This is a genomic window from Chromobacterium sp. (assembly GCF_041912965.1).
Taxonomy (GTDB): domain Bacteria; phylum Pseudomonadota; class Gammaproteobacteria; order Burkholderiales; family Chromobacteriaceae; genus Chromobacterium; species Chromobacterium aquaticum.
On record NZ_JAYSGF010000029.1, the window covers coordinates 39,639 to 66,489 of the forward strand.

The following is a 26,851-nucleotide window of genomic DNA, read 5'->3' on the forward strand; positions in this document are numbered from 1 at the left end:
GCAATCATGCAGCGCAATATGCTTAAATCCAAGCTCCACCGGGTCACCACCACGCACAGCGAGTTGCACTATATCGGCTCCTGCGCGATCGACGAGAACCTGCTGGAAGCGGCCGACATTCTGGAATACGAAGAAGTGCAGATCTGGAACGTCACCAACGGCGAGCGTTTCGCCACCTACGCGATCAAGGCGGAACGCGGCTCCGGCACTATCTCGGTCAATGGCTCGGCGGCGCGCCGCGCCGCGCCGGGCGATCTGCTGATCATCGCTTCTTTCGCCCAGTACGAGGCGGCGGAACTGAGGGATCATCAACCCAAGTTGGTCTTCGTCGACGCCAATAACCAGATGACCGAGGTCAAGGGCGCCACGCCGACACAGGCGGGCTGATCCGTTCCGGTTTTGCATGCAAGCAGCGGCCGCCCATGGGCGGCCGCTGTTTTTGTTGCGGCACAGCATCAGCTTGGCGGCGGCGGTCCGCTTATTTGCGGCTGGGGCTTGGCGTTGGCGGCGCTGCTGAATCATATTTAAAAAGCGGGGGTGTCTGGCTGGCGGCATGGAGTGCGCCGGCCGTGGTTTCCCGGCCGTCGTCAACCCAATAGCGAGGGAGGCATCATGAGCACGAGCCAGAATCTGACCGGAGGCTGCCTGTGCGGCGCGGTGCGCTACCGTTTGCGCGGCGAGCCCTACGATGTGGTGCACTGCCATTGCAAAAGCTGTCGCCGCGTCAGCGGCGCGGCCTTCGTTACCTGGTTCACCGTCCGGGTGGCCGACCTGGACTGGCGCGGCGAGAAGCCGGTGCTGTATCACTCCTCTGCCGCGGTCAGCCGCGGTTTCTGTCCGCATTGCGGCTCCACCCTCAGCTATCGGCACGAGTCCGACCCGGAGGAAATCGACATCACCGCCTCGTCGCTGGATCATCCGGAGACGCTGGCGCCGGCCGGGCATATCTGGTGGGAACAGCATCTGATCTGGGGCAGCCCGGCCGCACAGCAGGAATTGCCCGTCTATCAACGTAGCGAGGCCTGAGCCTGCGCGTCACGGCGCCGGGTGCAGCGCGCCGGGCGCGACAACCACGCCGTCCTCGTCGGCGTACAGCCAGTGGCCGGGGCTGAAGCGCACCTGGCCGAACTCTATGCTCAGATTGCGTTGGCCTTCGCCGCGCTTCACCGATTTGCGCGGATGGGTGCCGAGCGCGCGTATGCCCAGCGCCAGCTTGTTCAACGCGGCGCTGTCGCGCACGCAGCCATTGATCACCACGCCGGCCCAGCCGTTGGCCACCGCCAGCACGCCCAGTTGATCGCCCAGCAGCGCGCAGCGCAGCGAGGCGCCGCCATCCACCACCAGGACCTTGCCGGCGCCGTTCTGGCTCAGCGCCTCGCGCACCAGGCTGTTGTCCTCGAACAGCTTCAGCGTTTCGATGCGGCCATAAAAGCGGGGCAGGGCGCCGTAGCGCTGCAGTATCGGCGCCATCACTTGCAGCTGTTCATCGAACTGATCGCATATATCGGCGGTGTGAAAGTCCATGGCGGCTCCGGGTAATGGATGGCGAAAGCTTCATCCTAGCAGCGGATCGGGAACGCCGATACGCGCTGGCAATGAAAAAGCCGCCTGGCGGCGGCTTTGGGCAATGCTAAGAGCTTGAGTTACTCCAGGCGCAGCGGCACGAACAATACCGCCTCGTTGCGGCGCACCAGCAGCGCGATATGGCCTTTGGCGCTGGCCAGCGCCTTCTCGAAGCTGGCGATGGTGGAGACCTCGACCTGATTCAAGCCCAGAATCACGTCGCCGGCTTGCAGGCCGGAACGGGCGGCCGGGCCTTGCGCCTTTTGGATCAGCAGGCCGCCGCGCACGCCCAGATCGGAGCGCTGGCTCGGCGTCAGCTCGGACAGGGTCAGGCCCAGCTTGCCGAACTGGAAGCCCTGCGGCGAGCTTTCCTCCTGCTGCGGCTGTGAGCTGGGCGCCTCCTGCGCCAGTTCCGCCAGCGTGGCTTCCAGCTCCTTTTCCACGCCTTTGCGCCATACCGTCAGCTTGATCTTGGTGCCGGGCTGCAGCGAGCCGACCAGCAGCGGCAAGTCCTTGGAGCTTTCAATGGCCTTGCTGTCCAGCTTCAGAATGATGTCGCCGGTCTGCAGGCCGGCGCGAGCGGCCGGGCCCTTGGGGTCGACGCGTACCACCAGCGCGCCGTTGGGGCGCGGCAGACCGAAGGATTGCGCCAGCTCCTGCGTCACTTCCTGGATGTTGATGCCTAGCTGGCCACGGCTGACCTTGCCCTTGGACTTCAACTGCTCGACCACATTCATCGCCAGGTCGATCGGAATGGCGAAGGAAATGCCCATGAAGCCGCCGGAACGGCTGTAAATCTGGGAATTGATGCCCACCACTTCGCCACGCAGATTGAACAAGGGGCCGCCGGAATTGCCGGGGTTGATCGCCACGTCGGTCTGGATGAAGGGAACGAAGTTCTCGTCCGGCAGGCTGCGGCCCTTGGCCGAGACAATGCCGGCGGTGACGGTGTTTTCGAAGCCGAACGGCGCGCCGATGGCGGCCACCCATTCGCCCACTTTCAGGTCCGCCGGGCTGCCGATCTTGACGACAGGCAAGTCCGCCGCCGCCACTTTCAGCAGCGCCACGTCGGTGCGCTTGTCGACGCCGACCAGCTTGGCGCGCAGTTCGCGCTTGTCGGTCAGCATCACCTTGACCTGCTGGCTATCGGCCACCACATGGGCATTGGTCAGGATGTAGCCGTCGGCGCTGATGATGAAGCCGGAACCGAAGGACACGCTTTCTTCCGGCGGCTGTTCGCGCTGCTGCGGATGATTGGGAATGAAGCGGCGGAAGAAATCGTACAGCGGGTCGTCTTCCGGCACCGGAATCGGCAGATTGCTTTGCTGGGACGCGCCGCTGTCTTCGCGGCTGGCCTGGATATTCACCACCGCCGGGCCGTCGCGGCTGACCAATTGGGTGAAGTCCGGCAGCAGCATGGCGACGCGGCCGTCCTGCTGCGCGGGAATGGCGACCGGCGCCGGTTGGGAACTACCTTTGAAGAAGCGCTCGACCTTGTCGCAGCCGGACAGCAACGAGGCTGCGAGCAAGGCGCCAACCAGGGTGCGCAGATACGTTGTCACAGGCTATCCTTTTAGGTTGATGTCTATGCGGAAATAGGGACGGAACCGGAATTTTCCAGTGGCGGAATCAATTGTCTTTAATCATAACGGTTTTTGCCGGATATTCGCAGAGATCGGCTATCACGCAGCGCTCGCATTCCGGCTTTCTCGCCTTGCAGACATAGCGGCCCAGCAAGATAAGCCAGTGATGCGCATCGACTTTGAATTCGTCGGGGATGTATTTTACCAGCTTATCCTCGACTTCTCGCACGTCTTTGCCGGGTGCGATCCGGGTGCGGTTGGAAACCCGGAAAATATGGGTGTCCACCGCGATGGTGGGCTGGCCGAAGGCGGTGTTGAGCACCACGTTGGCGGTTTTGCGGCCCACCCCCGGCAGCGATTCCAGCGCTTCGCGGGTTTGTGGCACCTCGCCGCCGTATTTTTCCAGCAATAAATGACAGGTGGCAATCACGTTCCTGGCCTTGGTCTTGTACAGGCCTATGGTCTTGATGAAGTTGGCCAGCGCTTCCTCGCCCAGCGCCAGCATCGCCGCCGGGGTATTGGCCACCGGGTAGAGCCGGCGCGTGGCCTTGTTGACGCTGACATCGGTGGCCTGCGCCGACAGCAGCACCGAGATCAGCAGCTCAAACGGACTGCTGTACTCCAGCTCGGTGGTGGGGTGAGGGTTGGCGGCGCGCAGGCGGCTGAAGATTTCCTTGCGTTTGACGGCGTTCACGCTTTGTCCTTGTCTGCTTGTTCGCGGGCGGCGCGCATCGCGGCGGCGCGCTCCATCGCCTTGCGGATCAGTTCGTTCTTGTCGACCGCGGCGGCGGGAGCCGCCGGCACCGCAGCGGGTACCGCGGCCGGCGCCGTGGCGGGCGCGTTGGGCGCGGCGGAGGCGACCGCGGCGCGCTCGGCCAGGCGTTTGGCCTTGTCGGCTTGGTCGCGCTCCTTGCGCGCCAGGCGCCGCTGATAGCGGATGCGCGCCTGGGCGGCGCGGGCCATGACCTGCTCGCGCTCGCCGTCGGCCGGGTCCGCCACCGGAACCAGGTCGATGCAATCCACCGGACAGGGCGCCAGGCACAGTTCGCAGCCGGTGCATTCGGCGGCGATGACGGTATGCATCTGCTTGGCCGCGCCGACGATGGCGTCCACCGGACAGGCCTGGATGCACAGGGTACAGCCTATGCAGCTGTCTTCGCGTATCACGGCCAGCGCGCGCGGCTTGGGCTGCGGGCCGTCGGCGGCGAAGGGAATGACGTCGCGGCCCAGCAGTTCCGCCAGCGCCCGGATGCCGGCGTCGCCGCCCGGCGGGCAGCGATTGATCGGATCGCGTCCGTCCGCCAGCGCCTCCGCATACGGACGGCAACCGCTATGGCTGCACTGTCCGCACTGGGTCTGGGGCAGGAGGGCGTCTATCCTTTCGACGAGAGTGATCACGGGCATGCTGTCGGATTCCGCTTCAAAAACCGCTAATTATCGACGCTAGGGCGCCAGGCTTCAACTCCCGGCGCGGCCGCTCCTTGCCGTAACGACGGTTTACCCGTCCAGCTTGGGCTCGGTTTTCGCCGCTCCTGGGCGCGGCAAGCCGCTTTTGCAAAAAAATAAACAGGATGGCTTGGAGGTGTGCACAGGTGCGCTATGGTGAAAATACTCACTTTCCAGGAGCGCCCGCCATGAAAATCGCTCACAAAGCCGGCCTGATCTCCGCGCTGGTGCTGGCCTTGACCCTATCCACCCTGTCCTGGCTGCAATACCTGAGCGTTGCGAACAGCATACGCGCCGGCAAAGAGCAGGAAGTGACCCAGGCCAGCCAGGTGCTGGCCGAGCAGATCGCCAATTGGCTGAACGGCAAGCTGGCGCAGATCCAACTGATGGCGGAAACCATAGACGCCGGCTTCAGCGGCGAGCGCATCCAGGAAGTGTTTCAGCGGCCGATGCTGAAGAATGAGTTCAAGCTGGTGTTCGGCGGCCTGGATAGCGACGGCAAGAAAATCTCCAATGACCCATCGTGGAACCCGCCGCCTACCTGGGATGCCCGCAAGCGGCCATGGTATCCGGTGGCCAAGGCGGCCTCCGGCGTCGGCCTGACCGATCCCTATCCCGACGCGGCGTCCGGGGAGATTTTGATCTCGGTGGTGGCCAAGCTGACCGACAAGGGCGCGTTCAAGGGCGCTTTCGGCGGCGATCTCAGCCTGAAATCGGTTTCGGACGCGTTGAACACCGCCACCTTCAATGGCGCGGGTTACGCCTTCCTGCTGTCCGCCGACGGCAAGATCATCAGCCATCCGGATGCCAAGCTGAACGGCAAGAGCGTAGCCGAACTGTTTGGCGGCAACGCGCCAGCCCTGGACGGCAAAGTACAGGAAGTGGAAGTCAACGGCCAGCGCCTGATGGTGGCCTTCCATCCGCTGTCGCACCTGCAGCCGGCCAAGTGGCTGGTGGGCGTGGTGCTGGACGAGGACAAGGTGATGGCCGAGGCGCGGCAGATAGGCTGGCGCGGTTTCTGGGGCGCGGTGATCGGCGTGGTGTTGAGCATGGTCATTCTCAGCACGCTGATGCAGCAGATCCTGCGGCGTCCCTTGCAGCAGCTCAAGCATTCGCTGGCCGAACTCAACAGCGGCAACGGCGACCTGACGCGGCGCATAGACGAAAGCTCCCGCGACGAATTCGGCGAAGTGGCCAAGGAGTTGAACCGTTTCATCGCTTATCTGCAGCGCTTGATCGGCGATATCCGCCAGATTTCCACGCGCGTCCACGATGGCGCGGAGCAGAGCGCCGCGGAAGCGCAGCAGAGCAGCGGCGAGGCCAGCCGTCTGCAAAGGGAGCTGGAGCAACTGGTGGCCTCCATTGGCCAGATGGCGGAGGCGTCCGGCGAGATGACATCGAATGCCGGCGCGGTGGCCGAGGCCGCGCGGCAGGCGCATGAGGAGACCGGCAGCAGGATGGTGCTGGTGACTCAATCCAGCCAGGCGATACGGCGCTTGGCCGACACCCTGGAGCAGACTTCCCTGTCCATGAACGAGCTGGCCGAGTTCAGCAAGAACATTGAATCCATCGTCAGGGTGATCACTGGCGTGGCCGAGCAGACCAATCTGCTGGCGCTGAACGCCGCGATCGAGGCGGCGCGGGCGGGGGAAATGGGGCGCGGCTTCGCGGTGGTGGCGGACGAAGTCCGCAAGCTGGCTTCGCAAACCCAGGAGGCGACTCAGGAAATCCGCAGCATGATAGAGCAGCTGCAGCGCGGTGTGGGCGAGGCCAGGGGCAAGATGGACGAAAGCCGCGATTGCGCCAGCAGCACGGTGAAGGACGCGGAGCAGATCAGCGAGATGCTGACGCGCATCCAGGATGTGATTTCCGACATCAACGCCAAGAACAGCGATATCGCCGACGCGGTGAACCGCCAAAGCCGGATGACGCGGGAAATCAACGACAGCGCCGGCAGCATCCAGCACATCGGCCAGCGCGTCAACGACGCGGCGCAGACACAGCTGCAGCATTGCAACGATACCGCCGCCGACGTGGCCGAGCAGGACAAGATGATCGCGCGTTTCCGGCTGGAGTAGCGCGCGGTTGCCGGCAAGGCCAGAGCGGCGCGCGAGGCATGAAAAAGCCGGAGCCGCATGGCGGCTCCGGCGCGGCGAATCCGGCGTTTATAGCGGCTGTTGCAGCTGTTGCAGGATTTGCGGGTTTTCCAGCGTGGACACGTCCTGGGTGATTTCCTCGCCCTTGGCGATGGAGCGCAGCAGGCGGCGCATGATCTTGCCGGAACGGGTCTTGGGCAGGTTCTCGCCAAAGCGGATGTCGTCCGGCTGGGCGATTTTGCCGATTTCGTGCGCCACCCAGTTCTTCAGCTCGGCCGCCACTTTCTTGGCTTCCTCGCCCTGCGGGCGCGCGCCCTTGAGCACCACGAAGGCCACCACCGCCTCTCCCTTGACCTCATGCGGCTTGCCGACCACGGCGGCTTCCGCCACCAGCGGGTTGGCCACCAGCGCGGACTCTATCTCCATGGTGCCCAGACGATGGCCGGACACGTTGAGCACGTCGTCGATACGGCCCATGATCCAGAAATAACCGTTCTCGTCGCGGTTGGCGGAATCGCCTGCCAGGTAGTACTGACCGTTGAACTCTTCCGGGAAATAGGTTTTCTTGAAGCGTTCCGGATCGTTCCAGATGGTGCGCACCAGGCTGGGGAAGGGCTTCTTGATCACCAGGAAGCCGCCGCGGCCCGGGTCAACCTGGGCGCCGGACTCATCGACGATATCGGCCATGATGCCCGGCAGCGGCAGCGTGCACGAACCGGGCTTGGTGGCCACCGCGCCCGGTAGCGGCGAAATCTGGATGGAGCCGGTTTCGGTCTGCCACCAGGTGTCGACAATCGGGCAGCGGCCGCCGCCCACGGTTTCGTGGTACCAGATCCAGGCTTCGGGATTGATCGGCTCGCCGACGGTGCCGAGCAGGCGCAGGCTGGACAGATCGTGCTGCTTGGGCAGGTCCGCGCCCAGCTTGATCAGCGAGCGGATGGCGGTGGGCGCGGTATAGAAAATGCTGACCTTGTGTTGCTCAATCATGCGCCAGAAACGCGAGGCGTCCGGATAGGTGGGCACGCCTTCGAAGATGACTTGGGTGGCGCCGTTGGCCAGCGGGCCGTAGCAAATATAGCTGTGGCCGGTGATCCAGCCCACGTCGGCGGTGCACCAGAACACGTCGTTGGGCTTGTAGTCGAATACCCAGCGGAAGCTGTTGGCGGCGCCCAGCAGATAGCCGGCGCTGCTGTGCTGGATGCCCTTGGGCTTGCCGGTGGAACCGGAGGTGTAGAGGATGAACAGCGGGTCTTCCGCATTCATCCATTCCGGTTCGCACTGTTCCGGCTGGCCGTCGGTCAATTGATGCCACCAGATGTCGCGGCCCTCGCTCCAGGCCACCTGGTTCTGGGTGCGCTGATAGGCGATCACGTGTTTGACGCTGTCGCAGCCGTCCATCGCCAGCGCTTCATCCACCGTGGCCTTCAGCGGCACGCTCTTGCCGCCGCGCAGGCCTTCGTTGGCGGTGATCACCAGTTTGGCGCCGGCATCCTGAATGCGGTCGCGCACCGCGCCGGCGGAGAAGCCGCCGAACACCACGGAGTGGATGGCGCCGATGCGGGCGCAAGCCTGCATCGCGACGATGGCCTCGATCACCATCGGCATGTAAATCACCACGCGGTCGCCCTTGGCCACGCCCAGGCTCTTCAGGCCGTTGGCGAACTGGCAGACGCGGCGGTGCAGCTCGGCGTAGGTGACTCGGGTGACCGCGCCGTCGTCGGCTTCGAAAATCAGCGCGATGCGGTTGGCGTTGACCGCCAGGTGGCGGTCCAGGCAGTTGTAGGACACATTGAGCACGCCGTCGTCGAACCACTTGAAGAACGGCGCCTGGCTATCGTCCAGCACGCGGGTGAACGGTTTTTTCCAGGAGATCTGATCGCGCGCCAGGTCGCCCCAGAACGACAGGTAATCGGCGTCCGCCTGCTCGCACAGCGTGTGGTACGCCTCGATGCCGGAGATCGCCGCCTTTTGGCGGAAATCGTCGGAAGGCGGAAAGCTGCGGGTTTCCTTGAGGACGGATTCTAGCGTGGACATAAACTTCTCCTGGATTAGCTTTGTTGTGATGCGGCCGCTCTCGATGCTGCCGGAGCGGCGTGGTGGTTTATAGGCCGGGCCGACATCCTCGACCCGGCTTTATGTCATTGTCAATGCTTGGAGGCCCCGGACGCGCCGATGCCGGTCATCGAGCGCACGAACTGGGCTTCGAACTTGGCTTTCTCCTCGCCGGCCTGGCGCGAGTTGTCCAGCACCGAGAACAGCCAGGTGGAAACGAAGGCCAGGGTCATCGAGAAGATGGCCGGGTTCTTGTACGGGAACAGCGCGTGCTCGTGCTTGAGCACTTCCACCCATACCGTCGGCCCCAGCACGATCAGCACCACCGCCGACAACAGGCCGATGAAGCCGCCGATCACCGCGCCGCGCGTGGTCAGCCCCTTCCAGAACATGGACAGGAACAGCACCGGGAAGTTGGCCGAGGCGGCGATGGAGAAGGCCAGGCCCACCATGAAGGCGATGTTCTGCTTCTCGAACACCAGGCCCAGCACGATGGCGACCACGCCCAGCACCACGGTGGTGATCTTGGACACGCGGATCTCGTCGGCCTCGTTGGCCTTGCCTTTCTTGATCACGCTGGCGTAGAGGTCGTGCGACACCGCCGACGCGCCGGACAGCGCCAGGCCGGCCACCACCGCGAGGATGGTGGCGAAGGCCACCGCGGAGATGAAGCCCAGGAACATATCGCCGCCAACGGCTTCGGCCAGATGCACCGCCGCCATATTGTTGCCGCCGATCAGCTGGGTGACGGACTTGCCGTTCTTGACCACGGTTTCCATCATTCCCGGCTGGTTCAGCACCAGCATGATGGCGCCGAAGCCGATGATGAAGGTGAGGATGTAGAAGTAGCCGATGAAGCCGGTGGCGAAGAACACCGATTTACGCGCTTCCTTGGCGTCGGACACGGTGAAGAAGCGCATCAGGATGTGCGGCAGGCCGGCGGTGCCGAACATCAGCGCCAAGCCGAGCGAGATGGCCGAGACCGAATCCTTGACCAGGCCGCCCGGGCTCATGATGGCCGCGCCCTTGGGATGCACGGCAATGGCCTCGGCGAACAGGCGGTCGGCGTCGAAGCCGACGTGCTTCATCACCATGAACGCCATGAAGCTGGCGCCGGACAGCAGCAGCACCGCCTTGATGATCTGCACCCAGGTGGTGGCCAGCATGCCGCCGAACAGCACATAGCACACCATCAGCACGCCCACCATCAGCACCGCGGAAGAGTAGCTCATGCCGAACAAGAGCTGGATCAGCTTGCCGGCGCCCACCATTTGCGCAATCAGGTAGATGGCGACCACCACCAGGGTGGAGGTGGCGGCGAAGCTGCGCACCGGCGTCTGCTGCAGCCGGTAGGAGGCGACATCGGCGAAGGTGTACTTGCCCAGGTTGCGCAGGCGTTCCGCCACCAGGAACAGGATCACCGGCCAGCCGACCAGGAAGCCCATCGAGTAGATCAGGCCGTCATAGCCTTTTTCGAACACCATCGCGGAAATGCCGAGGAAGGACGCGGCCGACATATAGTCGCCGGCGATGGCCAGGCCGTTCTGGAATCCGGTAATGCCGCCGCCTGCGGCGTAGAAATCACTGGCGGACTTGGTGCGGCGCGCCGCCCAGTAAGTGACGCCCAGCGTGAACGCCACGAACAGCAGGAACATGATGATGGCGTGCCAGTTGGTGGGTTGCTGCTTGACATCGCCCTCGATGGCCCCGGCCGCCATGGCCAAGGAGGGCAAGCCGGCGCCGGCGGCGCAGGCCAGCTTGATGAGGCGTTGCTTCATTGCTTGGACTCCTCGACGATTTGCTGATTGAGCAGATCAAATTCGGTATTGGCGCGACGGACGTAGATGCCGGTGAGCACGAAGGCCGAAAGGATGATCAGCACGCCGATGGGAATGCCCACGGTCATGGTGGCGCCGGCGCTGATCGGGTGGCCCAGCGTGGCCGGCGAAAACGCCAGCACCAGGATGAAGCCGTAGTAGATGACCAGCATGGCTATGGTGAGCTGCCAACCCAGGCTGGTTTTCTTGTGAACCAGTTCCTGAAACTTGGGGTTGGACTGTACCTTCTTGAGCACGTCCTCGTTCATTGCATCCTCCTTTGTGGTCGCGACTTGGGATGTCGCTGTTGAAAACATAAGGGAGGTGGGCGCGGCGAATCTAATCGCTTTTTCTGATGCGCAAAATTCGTGTCACCGATGATGCGATGCAAAAATCAATAAAAATCAATTGCTTATGGCAAAATTTTTGCCTCTGATTCCAGAGTTAATATTCTATTTTTGAACAGTTTCAGGGTGTTGAACCAGGCCTTGCCTTGCCGTCATCCATGGCGGCTTCCGATAATGTAGTGGCAGAAAGCGCTTGTTATTTGGCCGGCCCTGCGCAGAAAATGGCCAACACAAATAAATATCGGGGCTAGCCTTGCCCCGGCCGCCGCTCTCCATCTTGTTGGCCCCTTCGCACTCATTCATCCCCCATCCGCGCCCAGGCGCCGGGATCTGCTTGCGGGGGGCGGAGCGGCATGCCGGCGGGCTCGTCACCGCGCATCCACGTCAGGGGAGAACATGGAAATCTATCAGTTGCGCACCTTTGTCACCGTTGCCCAGCAAGGGCACCTGACTCAGGCCGCCGAGCTGCTGCATTTGTCGCAGCCGGCGGTGACCGCGCAGATCAAGGCCTTGGAAGAAGAAGTGGGCATGCAGCTGTTCGAACGCAGCGCCGGCGGGGTGTCCTTGACCCGCTCCGGCCAGGAACTGCTGCCGCAAGCCCATTCCATTCTGAGCGCGGCGCGCGACATCATCAATCATGCGCGGCAGTTGAAAGGGCAGTTGTCCGGCAAGGCGCGGATAGGCGTCACCCTGACGCCGGACACCTTGAAAATCGGGCCCTGGGTGGCCGGCCTGGTGGAACGCTATCCCTTGCTGGACATACAGCTGCGCCACGGCGTCACCGTGGATGTGCTGAACCTGGTGCGCAAGAAGGAGCTGGATGCCGGCTTCTATCTGGGCAAGAACCCCTATGTCAACGTCGCCACCATCAAATTGACGGAACTGCCATTTCGCATTGTGATGCCGGTGGGCTGGGAGCTGCGCCTGCAGGGCGGCGCGCCGAAGGAACTGGGCAAATTGCCTTGGGTGGGCATCTCGCAGTTTTCCAGCCTGTCCAAAATTACCGCCGAGTTGTGGCGAGAACTCAACATTTCGCCTAAGAAGGTAGCGGAGTGCGATCATCTTGACGCAATCCTTGAGCTGGTGGCCTCCGGGGTGGGGGTGGCGCTGGCGCGGGAAGAGGACGCGCTGGCCTGGCAGGACGCCGGCAGGTTGACAGTGTTGCCGGATGTGCGCAAATTGGCTGAGTTGCAATTCGTCTACCCGGCGGACCGGGTGGGCGATCTGGTGCTGGAAACCCTGCTGCGGGAGTTGCTGCAGGTGTGGTGCCTGCCGTCAGCCTAAGAACTTGTTGGGGGCGGCACTTGGACGTCGTCGCGGGGGCAAGGCCGCGCAGCCGGTTTTTACAACATCTGTTTGTGGGTGGCGAGGTGTGGCAATGACCCAGAGTTGGTTGATTGGCGCGATGGAGAATTATCGCGATGCGGTGGAGCGCGGGCAGCGGCGTTTGCTGGAAGCCCAGCACGACGCCTGTGTCACTTGGTGGTCGGCGTTCTCCCCGGCCTACCCGCTGTCGCAGCGCGATATGGAACGCCGGCTTGACGACAGCCTGCTGGTGGGGGCCAACCTGGTCCAGGCGCAGGCCGACACCCAGCGCGACTGGATGCTGCTGACCGAGCGCTGGCTGGTGGAAGTGAACCGCGATCTGCAGGCCAGGCTGGAAGCGGCCAGCGATGACGCGCCTTCGCTGCGGCCCTTGCAGCATGCCTGGCAGATCGGCAGTATGTCCGGCTCCGCCTTGTCCAAGGTGTCCCGCCAGGTGGGGCATTTCGCCGCCACCAGCCTGTCGTCCACGCCTTTGCGCGCCGCCTGTGACGCGCGGCGGGAGTGGAAGCGACAAAATCCATGTAGCTCACCGGCCTAAGCGCCAGCTGTTCGCGGCTCCACGGCCGGCCCGCTTCAAATCCGCAGCAGCGCGTCGCTGTCCTCGGCGTCCATGCTGTGCGGCTCGCCCACCAGCAGCGGGTCCGCCGCGTGCGCGACGCGCGCGTCCTTGCCTGGATAATCCAGCCGCGACAGGAAGTAGCGGATGCAGTTGAGGCGCGCGCGCTTCTTGTCGTCCGACTTCACCACCGTCCACGGCGCGTCTCCGGTATGAGTGTGGAAGAACATCGCCTCCTTGGCCGCGGTGTAGTCGTTCCACTTGTCCAATGACTGAATGTCTATGGGCGACAGCTTCCAGTGCTTGAGCGGATCGTCGCGGCGCGAGATGAAGCGGCGCAGCTGTTCTTCGCGGCTGACCGAGAACCAGAACTTGAACAGGCGGATGCCGCTGTTGACCAGCATGCGTTCCAGCTGCGGCGTCTGGCGCATGAATTCCAGGTATTCGTGCGGATGGCAGAAGCCCATCACCCGTTCCACGCCGGCGCGGTTGTACCAGGAGCGGTCGAAGAACACGATCTCGCCGGCGGTGGGCAGGTGCTCGATATAGCGTTGGAAATACCACTGGCCGCGTTCGCGGTCCGACGGTTTTTCCAGCGCCACCACGCGCGCGCCGCGCGGGTTCAGATGTTCCATATAGCGCTTGATGGTGCCACCCTTGCCGGCGGCGTCGCGGCCTTCGAACAGGATCACGATCTTCTGGCCGCTCTCCTTGACCCAGTTCTGCACCTTCAGCAACTCGATCTGCAACGCCTGCTTTTGCTGCTCGTATTCCGGGCGGCGCAGCCGGCTGCGGTAAGGATAGCTGGCCGGCAGCTCCGCGCTGGTGCTGTCCTCGGCGCTGCCCTGCGGCGCGGCGGCCACTTGCAGCGCCACCGGCTGCTGGCTGACGGTTTCTATCGCCTGCACCGATTCCTGGCGCGCGCGCTCCACATTATTGCGGCGATGAGTCGTGGCGCGGCGCGGCGGCGGTTTGACGGCCGGAGGCTGGACATCGGCGCCGGCTTCCGCGGGCAGGGGGGCTTGGGGCGGGGTTTTGTCTTGTGTCATGCAAGCTCCTTTGCGAGGGGTAAAACCATGCTACTCCCATGGAAAACCGGTGTCGATGCGCAAGGCTTGGCGCCGCCGTGGCGCAACTGGCGCCCGAAATCGGCGTTTTGTCGCAAGGCAGAGCTTTTCATTCCGATTTCATGCATATTCATGCCATTGTGTTTTCGCGATGGAGGCCAGCATGTGGGCGGTGGAAATGAGCGGGGTGTCGAAAAGCTATCGTATGGAGCAGGTGCAGGTGCCGGCGTTGGCCGAGGTCAGCCTCAAGATCGCCACGGCGCGCTTTACCGTGTTGTCCGGCCAGTCCGGCAGCGGCAAGACCACGCTGCTGAATCTGATCGGCGGCATAGACCGCGCCGATGCCGGCGAGATCGCGGTGGCGGGCCAGGACCTGGGGCGCTTGAGCGATGACGCGCTCAGCGATTTCCGCGCGCGCCATATCGGCTTCATCTTTCAGAACTTCAACCTGATGCCGGTGCTGTCGGCGTTCGAAAACGTGGAATACCCGCTGCAGCTGCAAGGCCTGCCGGCGCGGCAGCGGCGCGGTCGCGCGCTGGAAATGCTGGCGGCGGTGGGATTGGCCGACAAGGCGGCGCACCGGCCCGGCCAGCTGTCTGGCGGCCAGCGCCAGCGGGTGGCGATTGCGCGCGCGCTGGTGCACGAACCGGCCTTGGTGCTGGCCGACGAACCCACCGCCAATCTGGACAGCCACACCGGCGCGTCCATCCTGGCCTTGCTGCGGCAGCTGCAGCGCGAGCGCCAGGTGGCGGTGGTGTTCTCCTCGCATGATCCACAGGTGATCGCGGCGGCGGACGACCGCTACCTGGTCCGCGATGGCCGGGTCGGCGCGCTGAACCTAGAGGAGGCGCTGGCATGAACACCTTGAAGCTGGCCTGGCGCAATCTGTTGCGCAACCGTCGCCGCACGCTGGCCACCCTGTTCACCATGATCATCGGCCTGGTGGCGGTGCTGCTGTTCGGCGGCTACAACCGCACCGTGCAATACGGGCTGCAAACCGGCATGGTGCGCGCCGGCGGCCATCTGCAAGTCCAGCATCGCGATTACTTCCTGTACGGCAGCGGCAACCCGGCCGCTTACGGCATCCGCGATTACCGCGCGGTGATGCGGCTGATCGAGAGCGACCCGGTGCTGCGGCCGATGCTGACCGTGGTCACGCCCACGCTGAGCCTGGGCGGCATCGCCGGCCATTACTCGGCCGGCGCCTCGCGCACGGTGGTGGCGCGCGGCAGCGAGGTGGACGCGCAAAACCGGCTGCGGCGTTGGGACGACTACGGCTTCAACGACAAGCGCAAGCTGGTGGCGCTGACCGGCACCGCGCCTAACGCGGCGGTGATAGGCACCGGGGTGGCGCGCGTGCTGCAATTGTGCGCGGCGTTCCGGCTCAAGGACTGCGCGCCGCCGCCGGCGTCATCCGGTGGCAAGGATCTGCCGGCCGATCTGGCCGCCTTGTCCGCGGCAGCGCCGCCTGCCGGCGGCCGCGACGACAGGATCGAACTGCTGGCCGCCACCGCCGCCGGCGCGCCCAATGTGGCGCGGCTGCAAGTGGCCAAGGTGGAGAGCCAGGGCATCAAGGAATTGGACGATATGTATGTCGGCCTGCACCTGCGCCAGGCGCAGCAACTGGTCTACGGCCAGGGCGAGCCGATGGTGACCGCCATCGTGCTGCAGCTGCGGCACACCGCGCAGATCCCGGCCGCCAGCGAACGGCTGCGGCAATTGTTCGCCACCACGCTGCGCGGCCAGCCGCTGGCGGTGCATGACTTCGCCACGCTGCAGCCGCAATACGGCCAGATCACCGGCATGTTCGGCACCATTTTCGGCTTCCTGGCGGTGCTGATCGCCTGCGTCGCGCTGTTCACCATAGGCAACACCATGAATATGGTGGTGCTGGAACGCACGGTGGAAATCGGCACCCTGCGGGCGATGGGGCTGCGCCGCCGCGGCATCCAGCGCCTATTCCTGTGCGAGGGCTGGCTGCTGGGCCTGGGCGGCGGCGCGCTGGGCATCGCGCTGGCATTGCTGCTGGCCTGGCTGATCAATCACGCCGGCCTGACCTGGCTGCCGCCGGGACAGGTCGATCCCAGCCCCATCCTGGTGCGGGTCTGGGGCGAGTGGCGGATGATGGCGGTGACCGCCGGCGGCTTGATGGCGATGGCGCTGCTGTCGTCGTGGTGGCCGGCGCGGCGCGCGGCGGCGGCCAATATCGTGGAGGCCCTGCGTCATGCTTGAGGCCGACGGAAAACCAAGGAGAAGGACGATGAGGGGATGGGCATGGGCTTGCCTGGGGGCGGTTTGGCTGTCGGCATCGGCGCTGGCGGCGCCCGATGCGCAAACCATCCTGGCCAATAGCGACGCGGTGCGCAATCCGGAGCGCTCCTTCGGGCTGGTGGTGTCGCTGGTCAGCTACAAGGACGGCAAGCAGAACGAGGCCAGCTCGCTGGCGGTGTATTCGCGCGCCGATCAGAAAAGCGGCCAGTTTCGCAGCCTGCTGCGCTTCATCAGCCCCAGCCGCGACGCCGGCAAGCTGATGCTCAAGAGCGGCAACGATCTGTGGTTCTTCGATCCGTCCAGCAAGGCCAGCGTGCCGATTTCGCCGCAGCAGCGGCTGCTGGGGCAGGCCGCCAACGGCGACGTGGTCACCGTCAACCTGGCGCTGGATTACCAGGCGACGCTGGCCGGCGAGGAAGACATCCTGGATGGCGACCGGCAGCCGCGGCGCAGTTACAAACTGCGGCTCACCGCGCGCAACGCCGGCGTCACCTACCACGCGATCGACCTGTGGGTGGACCGCGACGGCTACCGCAGCCGCAAGGCGCAGTTCTACGCCGAGAGCGGCAGCCTGCTGAAGACCGCGTATTACCGCGCCTACCAGCCGGTGCTGGGACGCGAGCGGCCCACCGAGACCGTGATCATAGACGGCCTCAACCCGCGCTGGATCACGGTGTTGCGCAATAGCCAGTTCGCCTGGCGCGAGGTGCCGGAAGCCTGGCTGCAGCGCGACTATCTGCCGCGCTTCCGGGCGGAGTGAGCGATGCGCCGCCTGTCGATCGCGCTGGCGCTGTGCGGCGTCGCCGCTCACGGCGCGGACCTGCCGCCGGACGAGGAAGCGCTGAAGCTGGCCGATGCGACCCGGATGGAGGAGGAAAAGCCGCGCGATCTGAAACTGCTGCTGGAAGCCGCCGCGCTGTCGCCGCAGGGCGGCGCCGACAGCCAGCGCCTGTCCTTCGATCTGCGCTGGGATGGCCGGCTGAGCCCGGTCTGGCGCGGCACGCTGGCCAATCGCCTGGATTGGCGCTTCGCCGGCGCGCCGCAGCGGAACCACGGCGTCAACACCCTGAAGGAAGCGTATCTGAGCCGCGAGTTCGGCGCCGACATGATGTTGGACTTCGGTCGCGTCAATACCCGCTACGGCGTGGCCACCGGCTACAACCCCACCGACTTTCTCGGTGCCGGCACCGTGCGCTCGGTGGTGTCGGCGGACCCGGACAGCCTGCGCCAAAACCGCCTGGGCAACGCGATGCTGCGTTGGCAGAAGCTATGGGACCGAGGCTCGCTGACCGCGATCTGGTCGCCCAAGCTGGGCAATGGGCCGGACCCGGACGGCGCCAGCCTGGACTGGGGCGCCAGCAATCCTCGGCAGCGGCTATTGCTGGTCGGCAGCTATCGTTTCGCTGAAAACCTCAACCCGCAATGGCTGCTGCTGCAAGAGCAGGGCCGCTCGCCGCAACTGGGCTTCAATCTGTCGCGGGTGCTCAGCGATGCCACCGTCGCCTACCTGGAATGGGCCGGCGGTCGGCAACAGTCCGCCTGGCGGCAAAGCCTGGGGCTGGCGGACCAGGGCTGGTGCAACCGGCTGGCCGCCGGCCTGACCTGGACCGGCGCCAACAAGCTGAGCCTGACGCTGGAAGGGCAGCATGACGGCGCGGCGCCGGAGCGCGACGACTGGCGCGCGCTGCGCGCGAACCCACCGGCTTACGGCGCGTATCGCGGCGCGGCCGGCGGGGGCGGCCTGTTGACCCGGCGCGCCGCGCTGCTGCGCGCGCATTGGCAGGACGCGCTGCTGGATGATCTGGACCTGACCGCGATGCGCAGCTTCGACCTGGTGGACCATAGCGGCATGAACTGGGCCGAAGCGCGCTATCATCTGGGGCCGGTGGACCTGGCCTTGCAATGGCAACGTTTCGACGGCGCGCCGGACAGTCATTACGGCGCCAGCCCGGCGCGCCAGGTCTGGCAGCTGGTGTTCAATTACTTTTACTGAGGCGACAGAGGGATGGGCGAGCGGAGAGCGGGGCTGTCGGCATGGCATTGGCTGGGCTACAGCACGGCGTGCAATGCGGCGATCGGCCTGTTTTTCTACTGGCTGGGCGGCAAGGGCAGCCTGGCCGACAATCTGCTGATTTCGATGTGCATAGGTTATGGCTGCTGGCTGGGTTGTACCTTGCTGAGCCTGCGCGGCGGTCGGCGTCATCCGGCGTGGTATCTGCTGGTGGCGGCGCTGAGCGTGCCGCTGGGTTTCAAGCTGGCGGCCTGGCTCGGCGCCGTCGATGTGCTGGCGTCGCTGTCCGGCAATGTCTGGCGCGTGCTGGGGCCGGCCCTGCTGGTCGCGATCTTCGCCATGTTGCTGTCCACCAGCCATTTCCGTTCCCGCGAACTGGCGATGGAGTTGGAAACCACGCGCCGGCGCGAGGCAGAAAGCCGCCAAGCGGAAACCGCCGCCCAACTGGCGCTGCTGCAAGCGCAGATAGAACCGCATTTCCTGTTCAACACCCTGGCCAATGTGCAAAGCCTGATTGCGCTGGACCCGCCGCGCGCGGAACGGATGCTGGGGTATTTGAACACCTATCTGCGCGCCAGCCTGGCGCGCACCCGCCACGGCGCCGGCACCCTGGCGCAGGAGCTGGAACTGGTGGGCGCCTTGCTCGACATCGCCGGCATGCGCATGGGCGCGCGCTTGCAGGTGGCGGTGACCGCGGCGCCGGAATTGATGGACTGGCCGCTGCCGCCCTTGCTGCTGCAGCCGCTGGTGGAAAACGCCTTGCGCCACGGCATCGAGCCCAGCATTGACGGCGGACGGCTGGAAGTGGCGGCGGAGCGCGACGGCGAGCGGTTGCGGCTGCGGGTCAGCGATACCGGCGTGGGGCTGGACCCGGCGGCGTCCGGCGGCGTGGGCCTGGCCAATGTGCGCGGCCGCCTGGCCTCCTTGTATGGTGGCGCGGCGCGCTTGGCGCTGCGCGACAATCCGCCGCACGGCGTGGTGGCCGAGCTGCTGCTGCCGGCCGCGAACGGAGCCGGCTGATGCCCCGCGCGGTGATCGCCGACGACGAGCCGCTGCTGGCGGAAGACCTGCGGCGGCGGCTGGCCGCGCTGTGGCCGGAGCTGGACGTGGCGGCGGTGCTGGGCGACGGCGTGGCGGCGCTGGCCGCGATCAACCGGCTGCGGCCGGATTTCGCCTTTCTCGACATCCGCATGCCCGGTCTCAACGGCGTGCAGGTGGCGCAGGGCGTGGCCGGCACGCGGGTGGTCTTCGTCACCGCTTACGACGCGTTCGCGCTGCAGGCCTTTGACGCCGCCGCAGCAGATTACCTGCTCAAGCCGCTGGACGAGGCGCGCCTGCTCAAGTGCATCGCGCGGCTGCAACAGACCCATGGCGCGCCGCCGCCGGCTCCGCCCGCGCTCGCGACGCCGCGGCTGCACTGGATCACCGCCGGCCTCGGCGACAGCAAGCGGCTGATCGCCGCCGGCGAGGTGGTGTATTTCAAGGCCAGGGACAAATACACCGAGGTGGTGACCGTGGAGGAAAGCCATCTGATCCGCATGTCGCTGCGCGAGCTGGCGGCGCGGCTGGACCCGGACGGCTTCGCGCAGATTCACCGCGGTCTGATCGTCAACCTCGCCCAAGTGCTGTCGATAGAGCAGGACCTGCTCGGCCGCTGCAGCCTGCGGCTTAAATCGCGGCCGGAAACGCTGCCCTTGAGCCGCGGCTATGCGCAACGCTTCAAGGCGATGTGAGGGAGTGATCGGTTTGTCCGGGCTGGGCGCGTGGTCTATCGTGAGAGCAGAAAACCTGTTCTAAAGTCTGCCGCGCGTCATGAGACCTTGCACGGCGAGTTCCGCTGCGAAATGCCCATGTGCCGAATGCGCATGCCGCTTTCCCGGCCGTTTTCGCCGCTTGTCGGATCGTGGATGGCGTTCGACAACACCGCGGCAGCTCCCGAGACGAGGCCGATAATTGATTGATCCCAAACCAGGCAGACGGCGCCTCCGGGCTCTCTTCGCCACCCCGTACCGCCGCATCGGGCTGAGCGTCCTGATACCCCTGTTGGCGCTGTCGCTGCAATGGCCGTTATGGGACTGGATGCGGCCCTATGCCTGGTTCCTGTTCTATCCGGCGGTGTTTGTGTCCGCGGCGTTGGGCGGGCTGGAGGGCGGCTTGATCGCCACCGCGCTGTCGGTGTTCATCGTCTGGTATTTATTCATCCCGCCGCAATGGAGCTTTGCCATTACCAAGCCGGCGGACGCGGTGTCCATTGCCATGTTCTCCCTGTGCGGCGTCATGCTGGGCCTGTTCAGCCAAGGCCTGATCAGCCGCCGCTCCCGCGTGGCCGAAGATGAACTGACGCGCCAGCAAGCCTTGCTGCGCGCCATCATCGACAACTCCACCGCCATCATCTTCGTCAAGGACGACGCAGGGCATTATCTGCTGACCAATCAACGTTACCCGGAATTGTTCCATCTCGACGCCGACGCCATGCGCGGCCTGCGCGATGAAGACCTGTTCCCGGCGGAGGTGGCGGCCAATCTGCGCCGCGCCGACCAGGAAGTGATACGCAGCGGCCAGGCGCGCGAATACGAGGAAACCGTGCCGCTGAGCGATGGGACGCATACCTATCTGGTGCTCAAATTCCCCTTGCTGGATGCCCATGGCCAGGTTTACGCGGTATGCGGCATTGCTTCCGACATCAGCGCGCGCAAGCAGGCGGAAGCGGAGCAGGGTCAGCGCGAAGAACTGCTGCGGGAAATGAGCGCGATTGCCCAAGTGGGCGGCTGGTGGTTCGATCCAGCCAGCGGCAACGGTGGCTGGACCTCGGAAGTGGCGCGCATTCACGACCTGCCGGTCGACGCGCCCGCCAATACCCGGCTGGGGCTGGGTTTTTTCCATGGCGAAGACCGGCGGCGCATCGAAACGGCGGTGCGCCGGGTGGTGACCGACGCGGAACCCTATGACCTGGAACTGCAACTGATCAGCGCCAGCGGACGCCGCAAATGGGTACGCACCTCCGGGCGGCCGGTGCTGGAGAATGGCCGGGTGGTGTCGGTGCGCGGCGCGATGCAGGACATCTCCGACCGCAAGGCGATGGAGAACGCCTTGCAGGAAAGCGAGGAAAGGTTGCAGCTGTTCATCGAACACGCGCCGGCGGCGCTGGCGATGTTCGATTGGGGCATGCGCTATCTGGCGGCCAGCCGCCGCTGGCTGGAGGATTACCGGCTGGATGGCGCCATCATCGGCCGCTGCCATTACGATGTGTTTCCGGAAATCCCGGAATCCTGGCGGCTCGTGCATCGCCGCGCGCTGGATGGCGAGGTGATCCGCCAGGAAGAAGAGCGCTTTGCGCGTCAGGACGGCTCCGTCCAGTGGCTGTGCTGGGAAGTGCGGCCCTGGCATGGCCGCGATGGCGCCATCGGCGGCATCGTCATCTTCACCGAGGACATCACCGCGCGCAAATTGATGGAGGAGGACCGCCACCGGCTGGCGGAGGCCTTGGATCAGTCGGCGCAGCCGGTGGTGATGACCGATGCGGCCAAGCGCATTCTCTACGTCAACGCCGCTTTCGGCGAACTGATGGGCTATCCGCTGGACGAATTGGTCGGCTCCTCGATCGCCCGCTTCATCCCGGACGATCCATCGCGGCGGGAAGAAAGAGCGCGGCTGGAGCAGCAGGTGATAGAGCAGGGCCGTTGGACCGGAGAACTGGTGCGCGTCGCCAGCGACGGCGAAGTGATACCGGTCTACGCCTCCATCACCGCGATGCATGACTTGTCCGGAATCTTCTGCGGCTTCTTCGGCACCTACAACGATTTGCGGCCGCTGCGCGAGAAAACCCGGGAACTGGCCAGCGCCGAAGCGCGCTATCGCCGCGTGTTGGACCACGCCGCCGACGCGGTGCTGGTGGCCGATGCCGATGGCCGCTACCAGTACGTCAATCTGCAGGCCTGCCAGCTGCTGGGCTATGAGGAAGCGGAAATTCTGGGACGACGGGTCGGCGAGTTCAGTGCCGAAGCGCGGTCGGCGGATTCCAGGGCGCTGTTCCAGCGGCTGCTGTCCAATGAGCAATTGAGCGCCGAAATGCTGCTGCGGCGCAAGGATGGCAGCGAAGTGCCGGTGGAGGTGAACGCGATCCGGCTGCCGGACGGCAGCATTTACGGCGCCTTCCGCGATATCACGCTGCGGCGGCAGGCGGCGGAGCGGATCCGCCAGCTATCGATGGCGGTGGAGCAAAGCCCGGAATGTATCGTCATCACCGATCTGGACGCCCGGATCGAGTACGTCAACGAGGCCTTCGTCCGCAATACCGGCTATAGCCGCGACGAAGTGATAGGGCGCACGCCGGACCTGCTCCAGTCCGGCAATACGCCGCGGCAGACCTTTGTCGAGTTATGGGCGGCGCTGCGGGCCGGCAAGCCGTGGAAGGGCGAACTCTATAATCGGCGCAAGGATGGCAGCGAATACGTGGACTTCGCCCATATCGCGCCGATCCGCCAGCCGGATGGCCGGATCAGCCATTATCTGTCGCTGCAGGAGGACATCAGCGAGAAAAAACAGCTGGGGCGGGAATTGGACCTCTATCGTCATCACCTGGAAGAAATGGTGGCGACGCGCACCGCCGAGGTGCGCGCCACCAGCGCCAAACTGCAGATCACCCAGTTCGCGATGGACAGCGTGGGCATCGGCATTCACTGGCTGGAAGCGGCCAGCGGGCGGCTGATCTACGTCAACCGCTACGCGGCGGAACTGCTGGGCTACGGCGTGGAAGACATGCTGCGCCTGCATGTGTCGGACATCGACCCCAAGCTCACGCCGCAAGCCTATGCCGACATGATGCAGACGCTGCGCCGCCAGCGCCGCGCCCAGTTCGAAACCTGGCAGCGCACCCGCGACGGCGGCTCGGTGGCGGTGGAAATGACCTGTTACTACCTGCCGGGCGAATCCGAAGAGCCGGAAAAGATCATTGCTTTTGTCACCGACATCACCCGGCGCAAGGACACCGAGCAGGCGCTGGTGCGCGCCAAGGAAGCGGCGGAAACGGCCAATGTGGCCAAGAGTGCCTTCGTCGCCAATATGAGCCATGAAATCCGCACGCCCTTGAACGCCATCATTGGCTTCACCCATTTGCTGATGCGCGCCCAGCCGAGGCCGGAGCAGCAGAGCAAGCTGGAAAAAGTGCTGGTGGCCAGCGGCCATCTGCTCACCATCATCAACGACATCCTGGACCTGTCCAAGATCGAGGCCGGCAAGCTGGCGCTGGAGCAGACCGATTTCTCCATCGGCATGCTGTTCGACCATGTTCGCTCGCTGATCGGCGAATCGGCCCAGGCCAAGGGGCTGCGCGTGGAAGTGGATTGCGCCGCCGTGCCGGCATGGCTGCGCGGCGATCCCACGCGCTTGCGTCAATCGCTGCTCAATTACGCCGGCAACGCGGTCAAGTTCACCGAACAGGGCACGGTGACGCTGCGGGCCCGCCTGCTGGGCCAGCAGGGCGAGAAGCGGCAGCTGCGTTTCGAAGTGGAAGACACCGGCATCGGCATTCCAGCCGCCAAGCTGTCCGGCCTGTTCCAGGCCTTCCAGCAAGCGGACGACTCCACCACGCGCCGCTACGGCGGCACCGGGCTGGGGCTGGCGATCACCCAGCGGCTGGCGGCGCTGATGGGCGGAGAAGTCGGCGTGGACAGCCGGGAGGGCCAGGGCAGCACCTTCTGGTTCACCGCCTGGCTGGAACTGGGTGAAAAGCATGTGGCCGCGGCGGCGGAAGAGGCGAGCGAGACGGAAGCGCAACTGCGCCGCCGCGCCGCCGCCAAGGTGCTGGTGGTGGAAGACGACGCCATCAACCAGGAAGTGGCGCTGTGGATGTTGGGCAGCGTTGGCCTGAAGGCGGACCTGGCGCGCAATGGCCGCGAGGCGGTGGAGAGCGTCGCCGCCACCCGCTACGACCTGATCCTGATGGATGTGCAGATGCCGGAGATGGACGGCCTGGAAGCAACGCGCCTGATCCGCGAGCTGCCGGGGCGGCGGGACACTCCGGTGCTGGCGATGACCGCCAACGCTTTCGATGAAGATCGCAAGCATTGTCTGGCGGCGGGGATGAACGACTTCGTCGCCAAGCCAGTGGACCCGGAGCAGCTGTTCGGCATGCTGCTGAAATGGCTGCCGATGCCGGAGAACGGCGCGTATCCGCTCGAACCGTCGTTGCCGCCTGGCGCGGCGCGGCGCGCCCTGCTGATGGCGCTGCCAGGGCTGGACCTGGAAGCGGGCCTGCGCATGGTGGGCGATCTGACGCGGCTGGAGCGGCTGCTGCATAAATTCGTGCCGGCGCATCAACAGGACATGGCGCGGCTGGAACAATTGCTGGCGGCGGGCGAACTGGACGAAGGCCGGCACATCGCCCACGCGCTCAAGGGCGCGGCGGGCTCGCTGGGCCTGACTCGCGCCCAGGCGGAGGCCGCCGCGCTGGAGGCCGCCCTGCGGCTGGGCCAGTCGGGGCCGGAACTGGCCGTCTTGATCCAGTCCCTGGACCATGGCCTGAAGCAGCTGGGCGCAGCGCTGGAAGCGCTGCCCAAGGCCGAGACGGTGGCGGCCGAACCCGACGGAGAGGCGCCGCCGGATGCGCCGACGGTACTGGTGGTGGATGACAATCCGGAAGTGCTGCAAGTGGTGAGCGAGATGTTGAGCCCGCGCTACCGGGTGAGCACGGCCGCTGCCAGCCAGCGCGGCCTGCTGACGGCGACGCAGCAGCCGCCCGACCTCATCCTGCTCGACGTGATGATGCCGGACCTGGACGGCTACGGCGTGCTGCGCGCGTTGCGCGGCCAGGCCGCCACTTGCGAAGTGCCGGTAATCTTCCTGACCGCGCTGGACGCGCCGGGCGACGAGGAGAAGGGGCTGGAACTGGGCGCGGTCGACTACATCGCCAAGCCCATACGGCCATCCCTGTTGCTGGCGCGGGTGCAAGCCCAATTGGAATTGAAGGCGGCGCGCGACGCATTGCGCCATCAGAACGCCAGGCTGGAAGCGGAAGTGGCGCGGCGGATGGCGGAAAACGAGCTAATCCTCAATTCCGCGGCGGAAGGCATTTTCGGCATCGATATCGATGGCGTCATCCGCTTCATCAACCCCGCCGCCGCCGAAATGCTGGGCTATCGCGAGGAAGAACTGCTGGGCCGAGACGCCGGCGCCTGTCTCAGCGTGGCGGACGAGACGGCGGATGGCCCGCTGCGCGCGATGCTGCGTTCCGGCCAGGAAGCGCGCGCTTGCGAGGACGCGTTCCGGCACAAGGACGGCGGCGCGCTGCCGGTGGAATTCTCCGCCGTGCCCATGCATAGCGGCGGCCTGCAACTGGGGGCGGTGGTGTCCTTCACCGACATCCGCGAGCGCCAGCGCTACATCCAGCAATTGGAGCGGCAGTCCAATTTCGACGAATTGACCGGGCTGCCCAACCGCAACCTGCTGCGCGATCGGCTAAGCCAGGCATTGCGCAGCTGCCGGCGGGAACAACACCGGCTGGAAGTGCTGGCGCTCAATCTCAATCGCTTCAAAGGCATCAACGACACCCTGGGCCGCGAAGCCGGCGACGACTTGCTGCGCCAACTGGCGCAGCGGCTGGAAAGCATTGCCAAGGCGGACACGCTGGCGCGGCTGGGCGGAGATGAATTCATCCTGTTCAGCCAGGGCGAGATGGCCGGCGCCGCGTTGGCCCAGGCGGTGCTGAAGCTGCTGGCCGAGCCGTTCGAAGCCGCGGGGCGGGAAGTGTTCCTGTCCGGCAGCATCGGCATAGCGGTCTTCCCCAAGGACGGGCGTAACGGCGACGACCTGCTGCGCAACGCGCTGGCGGCGGTTTACCAGGCCAAGGGCATGGGCGGTTACGGCGTGCGCTATTACGCGGCGGAAATGAACGCGCGCTCGCTGGAATTGTTGGAACTGGAGAATGACTTGCGCCGCGGGCTGGCGCGAGACGAATTGGTGCTGCACTTCCAGCCCCAGGTCAAGCTGCACGGCGGCGAGCTGTTCGGCTGCGAGGCGCTGGTGCGCTGGCAGCACCCGCGCCATGGGCTGCTGCTGCCCGCCGAATTCATTCCGCTGGCGGAAGCCAGCGGGCTGATCGTGCCGCTGGGCGAATGGGTGCTACGCGCCGCCTGCGCGCAGGCCAAGGCCTGGCAGGACGCCGGGCTGCCGCCGGTGACGATGTCGGTGAACGTGTCCGCTCATCAGTTCGCGGCGATGGATGTGTGCGAACTGACGCGCAGGGTGCTGGTGGACACCGGGCTGGCGCCGGAATGGCTGGAACTGGAGCTGACCGAAAGCGCGATGATGGCCGACTCGGAAGCCTTTGTGCGCGCCACCCAGCAGTTGAAGGCACTGGGCATCATGCTGACCATAGACGACTTTGGCACCGGCTTCTCCTCGCTCAGCTATCTCAAGCGCCTGTCGCTGGACCGCTTGAAGATAGACCAATCCTTTGTCCGCGATCTGGATTGCGATCCGAACAGCGCCTCCATCGCCACCGCCATCCTGTCGCTGGCGCGCGGCTTGAAGCTGGCGGTGATCGCCGAGGGCGTGGAAACCGAAGCGCAGGCGGCGTTTTTGCGCGGGCGCGGCTGCGACGAAATGCAGGGCTTCTATTTCAGCCGGCCGCAGCCGGCGCCGGGCCGCCGTCCAAATGGTGGCGGAGGGCGGCCGGGGGGCAGGGGCGGACAATGCGCCCCCGCCGCCAAACCGGGGG

At 65.4% G+C, this 26,851-nt stretch carries 20 protein-coding genes; 12 read left to right on the plus strand and 8 right to left on the minus strand.

Annotated elements, in window-relative coordinates; genetic code table 11:
* Positions 1-6: 6 nt before the first annotated feature.
* The gene (gene panD / locus ACE3QM_RS15610) at positions 7-387 is read left to right on the plus strand and encodes an aspartate 1-decarboxylase (RefSeq protein WP_374423139.1); all 381 of its coding nucleotides are present in this window, start codon (positions 7-9) and stop codon (positions 385-387) included.
* Between the two features lie 225 nt (positions 388-612).
* Positions 613-1,026 carry a GFA family protein gene (locus ACE3QM_RS15615; protein WP_048407878.1) on the plus strand — a complete coding sequence of 138 codons (414 nt, stop codon included), beginning with the start codon at positions 613-615 and terminating at the stop codon, positions 1,024-1,026.
* Between the two features lie 9 nt (positions 1,027-1,035).
* Here ACE3QM_RS15615 and rraA read toward each other — a convergent pair whose 3' ends face one another.
* The 4 genes from rraA to rsxB form a co-directional block, all read right to left on the minus strand.
* Positions 1,036-1,524, minus strand: coding sequence for a ribonuclease E activity regulator RraA (gene rraA, locus ACE3QM_RS15620; RefSeq protein ID WP_048407879.1), 489 nt, complete (start codon positions 1,522-1,524; stop codon positions 1,036-1,038).
* A 119-nt stretch (positions 1,525-1,643) separates the two neighbouring features.
* Positions 1,644-3,125 (minus strand): DegQ family serine endoprotease, encoded by a 1,482-nt coding sequence (locus ACE3QM_RS15625; protein WP_048407880.1) that lies wholly within the window; start codon positions 3,123-3,125, stop codon positions 1,644-1,646.
* 67 nt (positions 3,126-3,192) lie between these two features.
* Positions 3,193-3,840 (minus strand): endonuclease III, encoded by a 648-nt coding sequence (nth, locus tag ACE3QM_RS15630; RefSeq protein WP_048407881.1) that lies wholly within the window; start codon positions 3,838-3,840, stop codon positions 3,193-3,195.
* On the minus strand, positions 3,837-4,550 hold the full coding sequence (rsxB, locus tag ACE3QM_RS15635) for an electron transport complex subunit RsxB (RefSeq protein ID WP_048407882.1): 714 nt from the start codon (positions 4,548-4,550) through the stop codon (positions 3,837-3,839). Before rsxB ends, nth begins: the two co-directional genes overlap by 4 nt.
* Positions 4,551-4,780: 230 nt before the next feature.
* On the opposite strand from rsxB, the gene ACE3QM_RS15640 reads away from it, so the two are divergent.
* On the plus strand, positions 4,781-6,670 hold the full coding sequence (locus tag ACE3QM_RS15640; protein ID WP_374423143.1) for a methyl-accepting chemotaxis protein: 1,890 nt from the start codon (positions 4,781-4,783) through the stop codon (positions 6,668-6,670).
* Positions 6,671-6,757: 87 nt separating this feature from the next.
* Here ACE3QM_RS15640 and acs read toward each other — a convergent pair whose 3' ends face one another.
* The 3 genes from acs to ACE3QM_RS15655 all read right to left on the minus strand — a co-directional run bounded on the left by acs (position 6,758) and on the right by ACE3QM_RS15655 (position 10,826).
* Positions 6,758-8,722 (minus strand): acetate--CoA ligase, encoded by a 1,965-nt coding sequence (gene acs, locus ACE3QM_RS15645; RefSeq protein WP_374423145.1) that lies wholly within the window; start codon positions 8,720-8,722, stop codon positions 6,758-6,760.
* Between the two features lie 110 nt (positions 8,723-8,832).
* Positions 8,833-10,518, minus strand: coding sequence for a cation acetate symporter (locus tag ACE3QM_RS15650; protein ID WP_374423148.1), 1,686 nt, complete (start codon positions 10,516-10,518; stop codon positions 8,833-8,835).
* Entirely contained in the window at positions 10,515-10,826 is a 312-nt protein-coding gene (locus tag ACE3QM_RS15655) for a DUF485 domain-containing protein (RefSeq protein WP_048407886.1), read from the minus strand. The genes ACE3QM_RS15650 and ACE3QM_RS15655 overlap by 4 nt, the downstream gene beginning before the upstream one ends.
* Positions 10,827-11,300: 474 nt before the next feature.
* Here ACE3QM_RS15655 and ACE3QM_RS15660 point away from each other — a divergent pair, with 474 nt between their 5' ends.
* Together ACE3QM_RS15660 and ACE3QM_RS15665 are read left to right on the plus strand one after the other, a co-directional pair.
* Positions 11,301-12,188: a LysR family transcriptional regulator gene (locus ACE3QM_RS15660; RefSeq protein WP_374423150.1), complete on the plus strand. Its 888-nt coding sequence runs from the start codon at positions 11,301-11,303 to the stop codon at positions 12,186-12,188.
* 94 nt (positions 12,189-12,282) lie between these two features.
* Positions 12,283-12,768, plus strand: coding sequence for a hypothetical protein (locus tag ACE3QM_RS15665; RefSeq protein ID WP_374423152.1), 486 nt, complete (start codon positions 12,283-12,285; stop codon positions 12,766-12,768).
* A 35-nt stretch (positions 12,769-12,803) separates the two neighbouring features.
* Here the strand turns inward: ACE3QM_RS15665 and ppk2 are convergent, their stop codons facing one another.
* Entirely contained in the window at positions 12,804-13,655 is an 852-nt protein-coding gene (ppk2, locus tag ACE3QM_RS15670) for a polyphosphate kinase 2 (protein WP_197081338.1), read from the minus strand.
* A gap of 361 nt (positions 13,656-14,016) precedes the next feature.
* Here ppk2 and ACE3QM_RS15675 point away from each other — a divergent pair, with 361 nt between their 5' ends.
* The 7 genes from ACE3QM_RS15675 to ACE3QM_RS15705 all read left to right on the plus strand — a co-directional run.
* On the plus strand, positions 14,017-14,712 hold the full coding sequence (locus ACE3QM_RS15675) for an ABC transporter ATP-binding protein (RefSeq protein WP_048407926.1): 696 nt from the start codon (positions 14,017-14,019) through the stop codon (positions 14,710-14,712).
* Positions 14,709-16,085 carry an ABC transporter permease gene (locus tag ACE3QM_RS15680; RefSeq protein WP_374423154.1) on the plus strand — a complete coding sequence of 459 codons (1,377 nt, stop codon included), beginning with the start codon at positions 14,709-14,711 and terminating at the stop codon, positions 16,083-16,085. The genes ACE3QM_RS15675 and ACE3QM_RS15680 overlap by 4 nt, the downstream gene beginning before the upstream one ends.
* Before the next feature lie 28 nt (positions 16,086-16,113).
* On the plus strand, positions 16,114-16,884 hold the full coding sequence (locus ACE3QM_RS15685) for an outer membrane lipoprotein-sorting protein (RefSeq protein ID WP_048407891.1): 771 nt from the start codon (positions 16,114-16,116) through the stop codon (positions 16,882-16,884).
* Positions 16,885-16,887: 3 nt separating this feature from the next.
* On the plus strand, positions 16,888-18,117 hold the full coding sequence (locus tag ACE3QM_RS15690) for a hypothetical protein (RefSeq protein WP_374423157.1): 1,230 nt from the start codon (positions 16,888-16,890) through the stop codon (positions 18,115-18,117).
* 12 nt (positions 18,118-18,129) lie between these two features.
* Positions 18,130-19,155 (plus strand): sensor histidine kinase, encoded by a 1,026-nt coding sequence (locus ACE3QM_RS15695; protein ID WP_374423160.1) that lies wholly within the window; start codon positions 18,130-18,132, stop codon positions 19,153-19,155.
* A complete protein-coding gene (locus ACE3QM_RS15700; protein ID WP_374423162.1) occupies positions 19,155-19,868 on the plus strand; it encodes a LytR/AlgR family response regulator transcription factor in 714 nt (237 codons plus the stop codon). Before ACE3QM_RS15695 ends, ACE3QM_RS15700 begins: the two co-directional genes overlap by 1 nt.
* 310 nt (positions 19,869-20,178) lie before the next feature.
* A partial coding sequence (locus ACE3QM_RS15705; protein WP_374423164.1) for a PAS domain S-box protein occupies positions 20,179-26,851 on the plus strand: 6,673 nt, incomplete at its 3' end.